The sequence below is a fragment of the Pseudomonas coronafaciens pv. oryzae str. 1_6 genome (assembly GCF_000156995.2).
Taxonomy (GTDB): domain Bacteria; phylum Pseudomonadota; class Gammaproteobacteria; order Pseudomonadales; family Pseudomonadaceae; genus Aquipseudomonas; species Aquipseudomonas tremae.
Genome location: NZ_CP046035.1, coordinates 2,656,167 through 2,670,950, shown reverse-complemented (window position 1 = coordinate 2,670,950; position 14,784 = coordinate 2,656,167). Strand labels below are relative to the sequence as shown.

Below are 14,784 nucleotides of genomic sequence, written 5' to 3'. Positions count from 1 at the left end.
AAACGCGTTATGAATCGAGTGATCAATGATCCGGACCAAGTGGTCGAGGACATGCTGCGCGGTATTCTGGTGGCACATCCTGAACTGTCCCAATGCGACAACAACCCGCGTGTCATCGGTAAAGCCGTGCCCTCCCCGCAGGGCCACGTCGGTATTGTGACCGGAGGCGGTTCTGGCCACGAACCGGCTTTTCTGGGCTACGTCGGCCCCGGTCTGGTTGATGCCGTCGCGGTCGGCGAGATTTTCTCCTCACCCACCGCAAAAAGCTTCTTCGACGCTTTTCGGGCTGCAGATCACGGCGCGGGTATAGCCTGCCTGTATGGCAACTATGCTGGCGACAACATGAACGTCAAGCTGGCGATGAAAATGGCCGCCAGCAAAGACCTGCAAGTTCGTACCGTGGTTGCCAACGACGACGTGGCGTCGGCGCCGAAAGCCGAGATTGCCAAGCGCCGCGGCGTGGCCGGGGAAATCTTCATGTGGAAGGTCGGCGGAGCTGCCGCCGCAAAAGGCTACGACCTGAGTGGTGTTATCCGCGTCGCCCAGAAGGCCGTCGACCAGTGTCGTTCAATCGGCATCGGCCTGACGCCCTGCACCATCGCAGCTGTCGGCAAGCCGAACTTCCAGATTCCGGACGGCAAGATGGAACTGGGCATCGGGCACCACGGCGAGCCGGGCATAGAAGTCATTTCCATCGAGTCGGCCGCTGCGATGGCCGAGCGCATGCTGGCGCCCATCCTCGCCGACCGCGACTTCAGCGCCGATGAGGCTGTTGTGGTGCTGGTCTCCGGGCTGGGCGCAACGCCGGTCATGGAGCTGTACATCTTTTATGCCGAAGTGGAAAGCCAGTTGAAAGCCAAGGGCCTGAAGATTCATCGCTGCTACGTCGGCAACTACTTCACCTCGCTGGAGATGATGGGCGTGACCCTCACCCTGCTGGGCCTGGACGATGAACTGAAAACCCTGATCGATCATCCCTGCCGCTCCATCGGCATGACCCAGGCGGAGTAGACCATGAGCCAGCATTTCTCCACACACGAAGGTACGGCGATTGTTGCAGACCTGGTGAGCGTGATCGTCGCCAACCGCGAATACCTGAGCGAAGTCGACGGTGCTATCGGCGATGGTGATCACGGGATCAACATGGCCAAAGGCTTTGCCCATTGCGGCCGAACCCTCGAAGGACGTCAACTGACCTTCGCCGAAGCGCTGGACGAACTGACCCTCAGCCTGATGGAAGGCATCGGCGGCTCGATGGGGCCGCTGTATGGCAGCCTGTTTATCGGCATGGCCGATCAGGTGCGCAACTGCGAGCAAATCGATGCAGCCACCTTTGCCCGACTGCTGCGCGGCGGGCTCACTTCATTGCAGGACATTACCGAAGCCGGAGTCGGCGACAAATGCCTGATGGACAGCTTGATTCCGGCAGTAGAAGCCTTCGAACAGGCTCACGCCTCGCACGCCTCATTCAACGAAGCCCTGGACGACATGAAACGCGCTGCAACGCAGGGGCGCGACTCGACAAAGGACCTGGTGGCAAAAATCGGGCGAGCGAGCCGGCTCGGCGAACGTTCTGTCGGTGTGCTGGATGCCGGGGCGGTGTCTTGCTGCCTGATACTGACGCAACTGGCAGACTCCGTGCAGCCAAGGCTGAAAGACAGTTGAAATACTTGGCCTTCAAAGCTCGAATCGAATCCGTCACTCGCGCCGCTGCGCTTCCGGCAACGCCTCGCCGCGTCTGACTGCGGCGAGCAGTTGCTCGACGCCAACGGGAATGGCATCGGCGGGCACGTTGCAGGCTTTGAAGTTAGCCACATTGTCGAGACCTTCTCGATGCGACCGAATGATATTCACATCCTGCTGAATCACGATGTGCGTATACAGGTGGATAACCGGACGCAGCATTCGCAGCACCCACCTTGGCAGCGGAAAACGATAGGCGATGTACGTGTATACACGCGATTGGCGTTCACTGATCGGGGTGATCTGGCTAACGATCAAGAAGCCTGAACGCGCCCCCCACAGGTAGTCACAAAAAGTCACATTGGGGGCTACAAAACGATCCGTGTGTACCAGCGGCTCGGCATCCGTATTGGTCAGCCACTGCATCATCCCGATCTTATCGCCTTCGTCGTGATAGGCCACTTCGATACTCTGCGCCTTGCAGGCAAGCGCCGCCTCCATTGCACGGCCGCTGCTTGAGCTGTCCTCTTCACGTTCATTCATGAGCTGACTTCATGACACTGTTCATCAGTCAGGCGAAGGCAAAAGGCCCTTCGAAATTGCCGATCGGCACCCAGTGGGTAATCAGTCCCGTATCACTTTTCCAGTGATGCAGCAACAGTGCAGGCGGCTCTATGTATGAGGCGTCGCAAGCGTCCGGGTGAAGTTGCAAGGCGATGGCCGTGGTCGTGCTGGGCGCGGTACACATCAGCGTTCCGCCAAAACGAAGCTGCATGAAGCGGTGAATATGCCCGCAGACAATTCGCTCGACCGCAGGGTATCGCGCCACGATCTCGGCCAGCCTTTCGCCGCGCTCACAGCGGTAGGCATCAATGCAGGTGATACCGCTTGAGAACGGTGGCTGATGCATCATGATCAATGGCGGTTTGTCGGACTCCAGCGAAACACGCTGGCGGAGGTTGCCTTGAGTTGCAGGCTCATCCGGCAACCATCACCCGATTTCTACCCTGCTGTTTACCGCTGTAAAGCGAAGTGTCTGCACGATTGAGCGCGACCTCGAAGGTTTCTCCCATCGCTATTGCGGCTACCGCCAGAGTGGCGGTTACTGCAATAGCACGATCTTCTACATGACCGGCTTCTTCGCAGATGCGCTGCCAGATACGCTCCGCCACCCTTAGCGCATCAGCGGGCGAGGTGTCGGGCATGAGCACCAGAAATTCCTCGCCTCCCCAGCGGGCGGCCATATCGCTGTTGCGCACGCTCGAACTGATGATGTCCGCAACCCGCCGCAAAACCACGTCGCCGGTCTCGTGACCGTGATGATCATTGATCTGTTTGAAGTGATCAATGTCCAGCAGGATCAACGAAGCCGAAAGCCCTCTGCGTCTTGCCTCAAGCTCGCGCACGCGGTGCAGCACTCTCCTGCGGGTAAACAGGTTGGTAAGGCTGTCACGATTGGCGATATGAAACAGGCTCAGTTGCATGGAAGAGGTGAAACGCACTGACAATGCGGTGGCATAAATCGACAGTATGGTCGCGACCAGCACATTGACGATACCGAACGCATCGAGCATGTTCGGCGTCAGGCCAGTCCCCTGCCCCATGTAGCGGCGAAAGGTAAAGCACCCCACCAGCGACAGCAGGATCGCCAGGCTATAGGCAATGCGCCTGACGGCGGCCAGTTGAAAGGTGAAGGCAATCACCGGGATCACGCAAAACATATAGAAGCTGAAATTGCTTTCCCATCCCAGCTCCCACGTCGCGAGCAGCGCATGACCAATTATCTCCAGGCACATCAATTGCCCGGCCTGACGATAGCGCTGCCTTTTGATCAGGTAAAGGCAATTGACGTAGATCAGTGTGCTGACGATGTTCGCCACCCACAGAACCTTCATGCCCAGCCCCAGAAACACCACGAGCAGAACGCAGTGAATGCCCAGGGCGAAGTATAAGATCGGCGTGATGTGTTTCCAGAACTGGATCGCTGTGTCCTTGAACAGCTGGGTGCGGTCTTCCGCCGGGAGGGTCATCATCACGTTATCTCGAAATGCAGGTGGAATATGACCATGAGCGTAAGGTTGAGATCATGATGTATTGTCGGCCTGAACCGCCGCCGCATGATACAGCGGCTCGATAATATGTTGGGCTGCACAGTAGAAACGCCTCGGGCAGAAACGCCTCGGCATGCCTAAAGTGAGTCGAATGGACACCAATCAGCGCAAGTAGTGCAGTCGAATGACTGGCTTTTCCGGTTTGTGGGCAAATTTGCAGTGGCGATTCCGGTTTTCCGGAAATACTATCGGGGCTGGGGATTGTGTTGATCGTGCAATGCTCCTCAGCCCGTGAGCGCGCGGGTCGTCCGGAATGATTCAGAAGGATACGTACCGATGGAACGTCTCACTGCGAAAGATTTTGCACCTGAACTGCTCGAGCTTTACGACTATTACGCGCACGGCAAGATCAACAGGCGCGAGTTTCTTGACCGGGCGGCGCTGTTCTCGCTGGGCGGTCTGACCGCAGGCGCGTTGCTTGCCTCACTCAGCCCTGACTATGCGCTGGCCACACAGATCGAATTTACCGACCCGGACATCATTGCCGAATATGTCTCCTACCCTTCCCCCAAGGGTCATGGACAAGTTCGGGGCTACTTGGTGCGTCCTGCAAAAGCTACCGGCAAAGTACCTGGCGTGGTGGTGGCGCATGAGAATCGCGGTTTGAACCCCTATATAGAAGACGTCGCACGTCGCGTGGCCAAAGCCGGGTTCATCGCCCTGGCACCGGACGGTCTTTCATCGGTTGGTGGCTACCCGGGCAACGATGACAAGGGCCGAGAATTGCAGCAGAAAGTCGATCCCGAAAAGCTCATGAACGACTTTTTTGCCGCCATAGAATGGCTGATGACGCACGACGCGACCACCGGCAAAGTCGGCATCACCGGGTTTTGTTACGGCGGTGGCGTCACCAATGCAGCAGCGGTCGCTTACCCGGAGCTTGGGGCTGCGGTCTCGTTCTACGGACGCCAGCCAAACGCTGAAGACGTGGTGAAGATCAAGGCACCGGTCATGATTCACTATGGCGAGCTGGACACCCGCATCAACGAAGGCTGGCCGCCGTACGAGAAGGCATTGAAGGCGGCAGGCACGACCTACGAAGCGTACATCTATCCAGGCGCCAACCACGGCTTCCACAATGACTCCACCCCCCGCTATGACGAGGCAGCCGCCAAGTTGGCATGGGAGCGGACACTGAGTTGGTTCAACAAGTACCTGGTGTGAGGGCTCATCCTGAACAGGCGGCGCAGCACTGATATGTAACGCAGAGCGTCACGCAAGGCATTCCCACGCTGGAGCGTGCGGAACGATAACCTCAGGTGCGACGCTCTGCGTCAGGGTTACAGTGCCCTCATCCGCTCCAGCATCACTTGCAACGGATGCTGCACCACTTTGCCATCCTGACGTTTGACCTGGCTGCGGCATGAATAGCCGTCGGCGACCAGTCGGCCGTCACCGCCGTGACGCGCCACCAATGGCTGCCAGGACTGGCGGTAGATAGTCTCGCTGGTCCTGGCGTTTCTGGTTTCATGCCCATAGGTGCCCGACATACCACAGCAGCCGCTGGCCAAAACCTCCAGCTTCAGGCCGGCGCGGGCAAAGACTTTCTGCCAGAGGCCGACGCTGCCTGGTTCATTGGTTTTTTCGGTGCAGTGCGGCAGGAAGTAATAAGTCTCGTCCGAGATAGCATCGGCTTGCTCTTCAAGCTCGGTTGCGAGCCATTCCTGCGGCAGCATGACGCTTGGCACGTTCTCGCTGCCCAGAGTCTTGCTGTATTCCTGGCGATAGACCAGGGTCATGGCCGGGTCCAGGCCAATCAGCGGGATGCCGTAGTTCGCCAGCTTGCCCAGCGACTGGCTGTTGAAGCTCGCCGCCTTCTCGAATGCCCCCAGAAAACCCTGCACCTGCAGAGGTTTGCCATTTGGCGCAAACGGGGCAAGATAAACCTGATAACCCAGCCGCGAAATCAGCTCGAGCCAGTCAGCGGTCAGCGGCGTTTCGAAATAACGGGTAAACGCATCCTGCACCAGCACCACCGTACGTTTGCGCTCTTGATCGGTCAGCGCGGCCAGCCGCTGGGGCGTGGCTATGCCGACGTTCCAGCGCGCGCAGGCGGCGCGGAAGTCCATCAGGCTCAGCAATGGACTGTCGACCATACCGGCAACGTGCTCAAGCAGGTAGCGCACGGGCCTTGCACGCATGATGGCGTTGTACAACTTCGGAAAGCGCGCCAGATGCGGGATGCTGAATTCCAGCGAGCCAATCAGGTAATCCTTGATCGGGCGCAGATAGCGGCTGTGGTAAAGCTCCAGAAAGCGCGAACGGAATTCCGGCACATTGACCTTGACCGGGCATTGCCCCGCGCAGGACTTGCAGGCCAGGCAACCGGCCATTGCGTCATAGACTTCGTGGGAAAAATCCTTCTGCCCCGCGACTCTGGCTACGCTATTGACGGTCCGCTCGGCCAGACTTTTCAGCACATTGGCAGTACGCGCCCTGGCGCTGGCGGTCAAGACGTCTACATCCTGCTCGCCTTGCAGACGCAACCACTCCCTGACGAGTGAAGCACGGCCCTTGGGTGAGTGAACGCGGTCACGAGTGGCCTTCCACGACGGGCACATGGCGTCGTCGGTGTCATAGTTGTAACAGGCGCCATTGCCATTGCAATGCAGCGCGCTGTCGTAGCTCTTCCAGACCCGCTCGTCGATCCTGCGATCCAGGTCACCGCGCAACGTCACTTCGTCCACCAGCGTCAACCGTGCATCAGGAACCGTTGCAGGCGTGGCGATTTTTCCGGGATTAAGCTGGTTATGGGGGTCGCAAGCCGCCTTGAGCGCCTGCAGCGAGGGGTATAGCTCGCCGAAATATTCCGGCACGTATTGTGAGCGCAGGCCCTTGCCGTGCTCGCCCCACAACAGGCCGCCGTAGCGCTTGGTCAAGGCGGCAACAGCGTCGGAGATCGGCCGAATCAACGCAGCCTGCGCCGGGTCTTTCATGTCCAGAATCGGCCGCACGTGCAGTACTCCCGCATCCACATGGCCAAACATGCCGTATTGCAGGTCATGACTGTCCAGCAATGCGCGAAACTCCTGAATGTAGTCGGCCAGATTTTCCGGTGGCACGGCGGTGTCTTCCACAAACGGCTGCGGCCGTGCTTCACCTTTGACGTTGCCGAGCAACCCCACGGAGCGCTTGCGCATGGCATAGACCCGATTCACCGCAGCACTGCCGATGGCCAGCGTATGGCCCAGGCGCACTACCGAAGTATCTGCCTGCAAGTGTTCGACGAAGGCATGGACACGCTGTTCCACTTCGCTCGATTCGTCGCCACTGAACTCGATCAGGTTGATGCCCAGTGTGGGCGTTGCAGGGTCCTGAGGAAAATACTCAGCCACGCCGTGCCAGACGATGTCCTGCATCGCCAGCATCAGCACCTTGGAGTCCACCGTTTCAATGGACAGCGGCTTGTGCGCCATCAAGGCTTTGGCGTCGCGCAAAGCGTCCATGAAGCCTGCGTAACGCACGTTGACCAGAATCGAGTGCCTGGGGATCGGCAGCACGTTGAGCCGAGCCTCGACAATGAACCCCAACGAACCTTCGGACCCACACAACACGCTGTTCAGGTTGAAGCGCCCGTCGCCTTCGCGCAGGTGCGCCAGGTCGTAACCGGTCAGGCAACGGTTAAGCGGTGGGAACACATCTTTGATCAACTGCGCCTGGGTATCGGCGATCTGCTGCGCGCAACGATACACATCACCGGCCCGGTCCGTGCGCGCCTGCTCACTGGCCAATTGTTCGGCGTCGATTGCCTGGCTGTGAACGTACGATCCGCCGAGCAACACGGTGGTCAACTCCAGCACATGGTCACGGGTTTTGCCGTAGGTGCAACTGCCCTGCCCGCTGGCATCGGTATTGATCATGCCGCCCAGCGTGGCCCGGTTGGAAGTCGACAGTTCAGGGGCGAAAAACAACCCGTGCGGTTTGAGCGCCGCATTCAACTGATCCTTGACTACGCCGGTCTGCACCCGCACCCAGCGCTCCTCGACGTTTATTTCGAGGATGTTGTTCATGTGCCGCGACAGATCGACCACCACGCCGTCGGTAAGCGACTGGCCATTGGTGCCGGTGCCACCGCCACGCGGGGTCAGCACCACCTGTTTGTGCTCGGGCCGCGCTGCCAGCCGGGCGACGATCGCCACGTCATGACTGTCCATCGGGAACACTGCCGCCTGCGGCAGGCGCTGATAGATGGAGTTATCGGTAGCCAGCACCGTGCGCGATCCATGATCCCTGGCGATTTCGCCGCGAAAGCCCCCCTCGGTCAGGGCATCGAGAAAACGGTCGTAGGCACCGCCCTGTGCGGAGGTCGGTTTCAACAGCGCAATCATGGTGGTCTTCCTGCTGGCTAGGCGTTTTATATGCAAAGCACGTATGCTTCCAAACGCTCGAATACGTGGCGTCATCAACGGTTACCGGGATTCTCCCGCCTGTCATCCTCCAGCGCAAACGTAAAACCTGCCGCTTTTTCATGAGTGTTATGAATGAACACCCGAAGACTGACACCCTCCATGTCACTCCTGCTCGCTTTCGAGGCCGCCGCCAGACATGGCAGCTTTACCAAGGCCGCAGACGAACTTTCACTGACCCAAAGCGCAGTCAGCCGCCAGGTACAGGCGCTGGAAGCGCAACTGGATGTCGAGCTGTTCAAGCGTGACGGCAGGCGTATCGAGCTGACCACCGCAGGCGCTTTGTATCAGCACGAATTAGCCGCGGCGTTGGGCCGCATCCGCAGCGCGACCTTACAGACCATCGCCCACAAATCCGAGGGCGGTACGCTGCACCTGGCCGTGCTGCCGACATTCGGCTCCAAATGGCTGCTGCCACGGATGAATGATTTCTATACTCGCCACCCGGGTTACGTGGTGCATATCCACTCGCGGATCGTCAACGCCGACCTGACACCGGTGGCCAGTGAAATGAACGCGATCATCTGCGCGGGCCATGGCAACTGGCCGGGTTACATTGCCCATATGCTGGTCAGCGAAAAGCTGGTGGTCATCGCCAGCCCGAAGGCACTGCCCGGCTACCGGTCCATGAGTACGGCCGAGGTAGCCCTGCAGTCGTTGCTGAGCGTCGTTTCCCGGCCCAATGCCTGGTCGGACTGGTTCGACAGCAACCAACTGGCTCACCACGTCATGCGTCCCGGCCCGAGCTTCGAGCTGACCTCGCACCTGATTCAAGCCGTGACAGCGGGGATCGGCATCGCGCTGGTGCCACGCATTCTGGTGCAGGACGAGATCAGCAGCGGTGAGCTGGTCACGCTGTTCGAGCCGCTGGACAGTGGGCGCAATTATTACCTTGCGTACGCCACGCGCTTTCAGAACCTGCCGTCGCTGTGCGTGTTCAGAGACTGGCTGCTGTCGACGCCCTTTCCAGACACGTTGTTTCAGGATGGTCGGGCGCGCAAGAACACTCTTTCTTGAGCGGTCTTCAGTGAGCGTTGCGGTCCCAGATCCAGTTCCATACGCCGGGTAAGCGCACAGGCTGATCGGCGTTCTTTACGGTGCGAGCCAAGGCAGCGCGCTGCAATTGGGTGCTGTCATCGTAAAACGGCTTGGCGGCCAGTCGCACGCCAGTCTGTGCGGCGCTGTCGACCAGTATCTGCAAATATTCTCGCGCATGCCTCGCGGTATAGCGGTTCAGGTCATGAAAGGTCACCACCACGGGAATTACGCCGTCTACCGCGGGCAATTCTCCGGCAGCAATACGCTCGCGAACCTGGGAAAGCTGGCTGACCAGGTTCGAACGACGCCGCAGGCTGAAGTTGTAACCCCAGATTTTGCCGTCGTTGGCGCTCAGGTCGGTCAGCAACACATGCAGGTCATGCCGCTGATAAGCGCTGAAAGTGCGCTTGTCGTAGTTCCAGAACGGCGGCCGCAGCAAGACAGTCGGTGCGCCGGTGATAGAGGCCATGATGGCGCAGCCCTTGGTCAGGGATTGCTCCAGTTCGTCATCGCTCAACGAACGATGATTGGTGTGGTGCGGCGTGGCGGTATGGAAACCCAGCAGATGCCCTTGCTCATGCTCGCGCTGCATGATCGCCCGGCCCTGATCGCTGTTGCCCGCACCGGTGGCGCCGGTCTGCACGAAAAATATGGCCTTGATGCCCGGTTGCACAGGGTTGTCGGCCAGGCTGTCGAGCACGGTGATACTCGGGTTGTAAAATGTCGAAGCACTCGGGCCGTCGTCGAAGGTCAGCAAAAACCGCACAGGAGGCTGCTGACGCAACTTCTCGGCAGTGCCTGCCGTCAGCGGGACCGGCGCACTGATGCAGGCAGACAGACTCACAGCGATGCCGAAGATCCACAGGGTTCTGAAAAGCGGTTTCATCGGGGGGCTGGGTCCTTTGAGTGGGCTGCTGAAGCCTTGTGTAACGCAGGCGAATGATCATCCACAGGCGGCGCAAATACAATCACTGCAGCCCTGAGTTTGTCGGCCCCGAAACAACTCATACGGTTGAAGTCGGCATGACTGACCGGCATATGCTGGCAGTCGATTGCCTGACGATGCAGGCTGTGATCGATATCGGGGTCATGCAGGTAGACAAAGTCGCTGTCGCAATCGGTGACCATTACCCAATGCGGGGCCTTGGAGCGCGTCAGGCGATAGCTGCTGATCAGCACCAACGGCTTGCCGCCGCCTGCAAGCACCCCCGGCAAATTCAGCGAGCGGTTGGGCAACGACTGCACACCTGCCGCGTCAAGCTCGCGACAAAACTGTTCGTGAACCAAGCGGATCACCTGCTTCTTGTTATCACTGCGCACCCCGGCCAGAAACAACGGGCCCGACATAGACACCAGCAGCTTCACTGCAAAGCCGCGCCGCCATGCAGCCAGCGCAAGCCCCTGTGGGCTGCAGCCGCCATGCCCAGAGGTCATGAACACCGTGGTAGCCTCGCGCCAGATCTGCAACTCTTCAGCGCGCCCCATCAAGCGCGCTGGCTGCAAGGCTTTCATGGCCATCAACAGACAGGCCGGGCCACAGGTGAAATCCAGCGTTTGCTGATAGTAAGGCACCGAGCGACTGTCGTGCCTGACGTGTTCGACGATGCGCTTCTCGTAACGCAACGCCGGAGCATGATCCTGATAGTAGTCGTCCACCTGAGCGAAGCGCCGGTACCCGCTGCGCTCGTACAGTGCGATGGCTGCGGCGTTGTCAGGTCGCACTTCGAGGCGCAAATAGGCGCAATCGCGCTCGACGGCCTGTTGCTCGGCGCGCTGCAATAACTGCTTGCCCAGACCCTGCCCTCTCGCAGAGTCGGCAATCGCCAGTGAATAAAGACGCCCCAGCGAAGTGCCGCGATGGAACAGCACCAGCGCGTAACCGGCAAGTTGCCCGGCGTGCTCTGCGACGATCAGGCACGCGTTGGCGCGGCGGATCATCCACTGAAAGCTGCGCGCCGTCAGTCGATCGCCTTCAAAGCAGCTGTCCTCCAGAACCAGCAGCGCGTCGACATCACCTGCCACTGCACCACGAAATATAAAGTCCATCTGCACCGCCGTAAAAGTTGTGTAACGAAACGGGACATTTCAAAAAGCACATGCTTAATAGAAAGGACTTGTTTCCCATCGGATCGATTACACATGTCAGCGGCACAGGTGAAGATGAACGAAGTATCGACCCAACTTGCACATTCAGCAACATCCAACCGTGCATTTCCAATAACTTCCTTTGCAGCGCAGAGGCCACTGTTGATTATTGTCGAACGGCTTGAAGACTGGGCATCCTACTTCCCCAGCGAGGATTTGATCAGCGCGCAGGACTACTTTGAAAAACCGCTCGAGGCCGCCGCAGGCAAGCGCGTACAGGTCATCAACCTGTGCCGGAGCTACAAGTACCTCGGCCACGGTTATTACTGTTCGCTGCTGGCCGAAGCTCGGCAACACCATGTTATTCCGTCGGTTAAAACCATCAGTGAACTGACCCGCAAATCCGTCTACGGTCTGGCACTCGATGACCTGGACAAGTGCCTGGAAACAGCACTTCTGGATCACCCCTATAACGACACGGACGGGTTTACCCTGACACTGTATTTCGGTCAGACCACACTTGAACCATTGAAAGACCTGGCCCGCCAAGTGTTTGAAGCCTTTCCCTGTCCAATCCTGATGGTCGAGTTTCGCAAACGCGACACGTGGCACATTGCAGGCATCAAAGCCGGCGCCCTGCCGCGTTTGCGTGATGATCAGCAGGATGAGTTTGCCGCTGCACTGGACGGCTTCAGCCGCAAGATCTGGCGACAACCCAGCTCGCGACGTCTGGCGCGCTATGACCTGGCCATTCTCCACGACCCGCATGAGCAGTTGCCTCCCTCTAACGCGCTGGCGCTGGCCAACTTCATTCGCGTCGGTCAGCGCCTGGGCATTGACGTCGAGCTGATCGAAAAGAAGGACTACGCCCGCCTGGCCGAGTACGACGCCCTGCTGATCCGTGAAACCACCAGCGTCGACAACCACACCTACCGGTTTGCCAAAAAGGCCGAAAGCGAGGGCCTGGTGGTCATGGATGATTCCACGTCAATTCTGCGCTGCACCAACAAGGTGTACCTGACAGACCTGCTCAAAAGCCATGACCTGGGGATGCCAAGAACCGAAATTCTCTACAAGGACCGCCCCGAAGAGCTGCAACATGTCGCGACACGGCTGGGTTTTCCGCTGGTGCTGAAGATCCCTGACGGCTGTTTCTCCAGAGGCGTCATCAAGGTCAGTACGCCCGAAGAAATGCACACCGCGACGGCCCAGCTGTTCGAACACTCGGTGTTGCTGCTGGCTCAGGAGTTTTTCTACACCGAATACGACTGGCGCATCGGCATTCTCAATCGCAAGCCGATTTTTGCCTGCCAGTACTTCATGTCCAAGGGGCACTGGCAGATCTATAACCACAAGGCAGTGGGCGCCGAGGTCAATGGTGAGTGCCGCACGCTGGCTGTACACGAAGCGCCAAGGGCTGTGGTCGAACTGGCGCTCAAGACCGCCAACCTGATTGGCGACGGGCTTTACGGTGTTGATTTGAAGCAATCCGGTGAGCAGGTAGTGGTTATCGAAGTCAACGACAATCCGAATCTGGATGCCGGTATCGAAGACGCTTACCTGCAAGACGATCTGTACAGCCTGGTGCTGGAAGAATTCATTCGTCGCCTTGAACTCAAACGCCTCGGTCAGACATGGTGAGACGATGATTCAAGGTCTGGAACTCAATGACGGTCGGTTGCAAGCGTGCAATCCGCAAAAGGCTCAGGTGCTGTGGTTCAGCAAACCCGATGCCGGGGAACGCAGGCTGTTGCTGGAGCAATTCCACCTTGATGAGCATGCGGTGGCTTCGGCGCTCGATCCGGATGAAATATCACGCATCGAGTTCCACCCCGATGCGCTGTTTCTGATCTGGAAACGCCCCGAGAACTATTCGGGCAAGGACAGCTTCTCGTTCGATGTGTCTTCATTCGGCGTACTGCTCAGTCAGGATCAGCTTGTGCTGATCTGCGATGACGATCAGCCATTTGACGCGCTGGGGTTTCATCGTCCGTTGCGCCAGCCGCTGGATATCCTTCTGGAAATGCTGTTCAACAACATCCATCACTACCTCGGGCATCTGAAGGTCATCAAGATGGTCGCCCGGGAATTGCAGCAGAAATTCAACTCATCGCTGGAAAACCGCCACCTGGTGCAGATGTTCAACCTCAGCGAGAGCCTGGTCTATTACATCAACGCCATCCACAGCAACGGCGCGGTGCTCACTCGCTTGCGCAATCATGCGCAGGGCAAGCAATACGCGACTGCAAGCCTGGCGCTGATCGACGACATGATCATCGAGAACGACCAGTGCTACAAACAGGCCGAGATCTATTCCACTGTGTTCGCCGGGTTGATGGACGCTCGGGGCAATCTGGTCAACAACAGCACCAACAACCTGTTACGCAAACTGACATTGATCAACGTGGTGTTCCTGCCGCTGAACCTGATTGCCGGAATCGGCGGCATGTCCGAATTCAGCATGATGACCGCCCCGCTGCACTGGTGGGTGTCTTACCCGGCCTTGTTGCTGGCAATGCTCGGGCTTGGGGCATTGATGGTTCTTGGACTGCGCAAAATGGCCCGCTCGACCTGACCCGTCATTGCTCCCACTCAGCCTTGGCCGCCTGCAGACCATGCAGGCCTTTATAGGCGGCACGCTCGGGAGACTGCCAGCCCTTCAGCAGCGAAGCGTCGAGGTCATAGATCTCGACGCCTAAGGGCCGACATACGCCTAGCGGGTCCTGCGCTTCCGGCCCCCACATTGGCAGTGACAGGTCGCCACCCGGACAGGTCGACAAGGCGCACAGCAGGTCGATTTCTGCGAAGAATTCCAGATAGTCGCCCTTCTGCGCCGGGCAGGCTTTCATGAAATACATGTCGTCATGGTTCAGGCCGGTGCACTGAAAAATGTTCAGCACGTCATGTACGTCAAACTCGGTCAAGCCGTGCGGCAGCACTGCGCGGGTCAGATTCGAATGGCAGTGATGATGGAAGTCTTCACCGGTCAGCATTTTGTTGACGTACGGGTCGCAGCGCGTGCCGAGCAAGTCGTGCAGACGGCCGCCATGTTCGTCGATGCCATAGCTGGCCAGACTGTCATCGGTAATGGTCACCAGCGGTCTTAAAAACGGCAGGTTCGACCATAGCCGGTCATGAGTGCTGACATGCGCGCCTTGCAACTGACGCGTGCGCGCCGCCCACAGGCGTTCACGTGGATCATTGGCATTCCACACGTTGAAATCCCCCACTTGCGGGCCGACCGGTGTGGTTATGCGAAACACCTGGCCAGCCCTGACCTTCCAGGCACGTCCGGTGCGAATCGGCACGTCGAACTGCTCGACCAGCGTACGCTGCTGCGCATCGGCGCGGATACGCTCGTAAAAGGCCGTGTCCACTTGCAGCGCGGCGCCTTTGCTGACCTGGTAAGCGGCTGGGTAGTCTTTGTACATGGCGGTCTTCTCGCTGGCAGGATGTAACAA

General features: G+C 58.8%; 11 protein-coding genes and 2 pseudogenes. 6 read left to right on the top strand and 7 right to left on the bottom strand.

Annotated features, from left to right (window positions below; genetic code table 11):
• Nucleotides 1-9: 9 nt before the first annotated feature.
• Entirely contained in the window at nt 10-1,011 is a 1,002-nt protein-coding gene (locus tag POR16_RS12090) for a dihydroxyacetone kinase subunit DhaK (RefSeq protein WP_005890848.1), read from the top strand.
• Nucleotides 1,012-1,014: 3 nt separating this feature from the next.
• Nucleotides 1,015-1,665: a dihydroxyacetone kinase subunit DhaL gene (gene dhaL / locus POR16_RS12085; protein WP_005890849.1), complete on the top strand. Its 651-nt coding sequence runs from the start codon at nt 1,015-1,017 to the stop codon at nt 1,663-1,665.
• Nucleotides 1,666-1,698: 33 nt separating this feature from the next.
• Here dhaL and POR16_RS12080 read toward each other — a convergent pair.
• The 3 genes and pseudogenes from POR16_RS12080 to POR16_RS12070 all read right to left on the bottom strand — a co-directional run.
• Nucleotides 1,699-2,202: pseudogene (locus POR16_RS12080) on the bottom strand (aromatic ring-hydroxylating dioxygenase subunit alpha); the annotation flags it as partial.
• 52 nt (nt 2,203-2,254) lie between these two features.
• Nucleotides 2,255-2,662, bottom strand: a pseudogene (locus POR16_RS12075) (metallophosphoesterase family protein); the annotation flags it as partial.
• Nucleotides 2,661-3,716, bottom strand: a complete 1,056-nt coding sequence (locus tag POR16_RS12070) for a GGDEF domain-containing protein (RefSeq protein ID WP_024671528.1) — start codon at nt 3,714-3,716, stop codon at nt 2,661-2,663. The pseudogene POR16_RS12075 and the gene POR16_RS12070, both read right to left, overlap by 2 nt.
• 354 nt (nt 3,717-4,070) lie before the next feature.
• On the opposite strand from POR16_RS12070, the gene yghX reads away from it, so the two are divergent.
• The gene (gene yghX / locus POR16_RS12065; protein ID WP_024690573.1) at nt 4,071-4,958 is read left to right on the top strand and encodes a YghX family hydrolase; all 888 of its coding nucleotides are present in this window, start codon (nt 4,071-4,073) and stop codon (nt 4,956-4,958) included.
• A 116-nt stretch (nt 4,959-5,074) separates the two neighbouring features.
• Here the strand turns inward: yghX and ydiJ are convergent, their stop codons facing one another.
• Entirely contained in the window at nt 5,075-8,122 is a 3,048-nt protein-coding gene (ydiJ, locus tag POR16_RS12055; protein ID WP_122381303.1) for a D-2-hydroxyglutarate dehydrogenase YdiJ, read from the bottom strand.
• Between the two features lie 153 nt (nt 8,123-8,275).
• Between ydiJ and POR16_RS12050 the strand changes: the two genes are divergently transcribed.
• Entirely contained in the window at nt 8,276-9,217 is a 942-nt protein-coding gene (locus POR16_RS12050; protein ID WP_051126723.1) for a LysR substrate-binding domain-containing protein, read from the top strand.
• Between the two features lie 7 nt (nt 9,218-9,224).
• Here the strand turns inward: POR16_RS12050 and POR16_RS12045 are convergent, their stop codons facing one another.
• Together POR16_RS12045 and POR16_RS12040 are read right to left on the bottom strand one after the other, a co-directional pair.
• On the bottom strand, nt 9,225-10,124 hold the full coding sequence (locus POR16_RS12045) for a polysaccharide deacetylase family protein (RefSeq protein WP_024671524.1): 900 nt from the start codon (nt 10,122-10,124) through the stop codon (nt 9,225-9,227).
• On the bottom strand, nt 10,121-11,284 hold the full coding sequence (locus tag POR16_RS12040; protein ID WP_005890866.1) for a GNAT family N-acetyltransferase/peptidase C39 family protein: 1,164 nt from the start codon (nt 11,282-11,284) through the stop codon (nt 10,121-10,123). Before POR16_RS12040 ends, POR16_RS12045 begins: the two co-directional genes overlap by 4 nt.
• A gap of 93 nt (nt 11,285-11,377) precedes the next feature.
• Between POR16_RS12040 and POR16_RS12035 the strand changes: the two genes are divergently transcribed.
• Together POR16_RS12035 and POR16_RS12030 are read left to right on the top strand one after the other, a co-directional pair.
• The gene (locus POR16_RS12035; protein ID WP_024671523.1) at nt 11,378-12,964 is read left to right on the top strand and encodes a RimK family protein; all 1,587 of its coding nucleotides are present in this window, start codon (nt 11,378-11,380) and stop codon (nt 12,962-12,964) included.
• 4 nt (nt 12,965-12,968) lie between these two features.
• Entirely contained in the window at nt 12,969-13,898 is a 930-nt protein-coding gene (locus POR16_RS12030) for a magnesium transporter CorA family protein (protein ID WP_005890870.1), read from the top strand.
• Between the two features lie 4 nt (nt 13,899-13,902).
• Here POR16_RS12030 and POR16_RS12025 read toward each other — a convergent pair whose 3' ends face one another.
• Nucleotides 13,903-14,754 (bottom strand): urea carboxylase-associated family protein, encoded by an 852-nt coding sequence (locus POR16_RS12025; RefSeq protein ID WP_005890871.1) that lies wholly within the window; start codon nt 14,752-14,754, stop codon nt 13,903-13,905.
• Nucleotides 14,755-14,784: the final 30 nt, after the last annotated feature.

Excerpts from the sequence above, each read along its gene's own strand:
- yghX (WP_024690573.1), top strand. The coding sequence starts at position 4,071 with ATGGAACGTCTCACTGCGAAAGATTTTGCACCTGAACTGCTCGAGCTT.
- POR16_RS12025 (WP_005890871.1), bottom strand. The coding sequence starts at position 14,754 with ATGTACAAAGACTACCCAGCCGCTTACCAGGTCAGCAAAGGCGCCGCG.
- dhaL (WP_005890849.1), top strand. The coding sequence starts at position 1,015 with ATGAGCCAGCATTTCTCCACACACGAAGGTACGGCGATTGTTGCAGAC.
- POR16_RS12030 (WP_005890870.1), top strand. The coding sequence starts at position 12,969 with ATGATTCAAGGTCTGGAACTCAATGACGGTCGGTTGCAAGCGTGCAAT.
- ydiJ (WP_122381303.1), bottom strand. The coding sequence starts at position 8,122 with ATGATTGCGCTGTTGAAACCGACCTCCGCACAGGGCGGTGCCTACGAC.
- POR16_RS12035 (WP_024671523.1), top strand. The coding sequence starts at position 11,378 with ATGTCAGCGGCACAGGTGAAGATGAACGAAGTATCGACCCAACTTGCA.
- POR16_RS12040 (WP_005890866.1), bottom strand. The coding sequence starts at position 11,284 with ATGGACTTTATATTTCGTGGTGCAGTGGCAGGTGATGTCGACGCGCTG.
- POR16_RS12045 (WP_024671524.1), bottom strand. The coding sequence starts at position 10,124 with ATGAAACCGCTTTTCAGAACCCTGTGGATCTTCGGCATCGCTGTGAGT.
- POR16_RS12050 (WP_051126723.1), top strand. The coding sequence starts at position 8,276 with ATGAACACCCGAAGACTGACACCCTCCATGTCACTCCTGCTCGCTTTC.
- POR16_RS12090 (WP_005890848.1), top strand. The coding sequence starts at position 10 with ATGAATCGAGTGATCAATGATCCGGACCAAGTGGTCGAGGACATGCTG.
- POR16_RS12070 (WP_024671528.1), bottom strand. The coding sequence starts at position 3,716 with ATGATGACCCTCCCGGCGGAAGACCGCACCCAGCTGTTCAAGGACACA.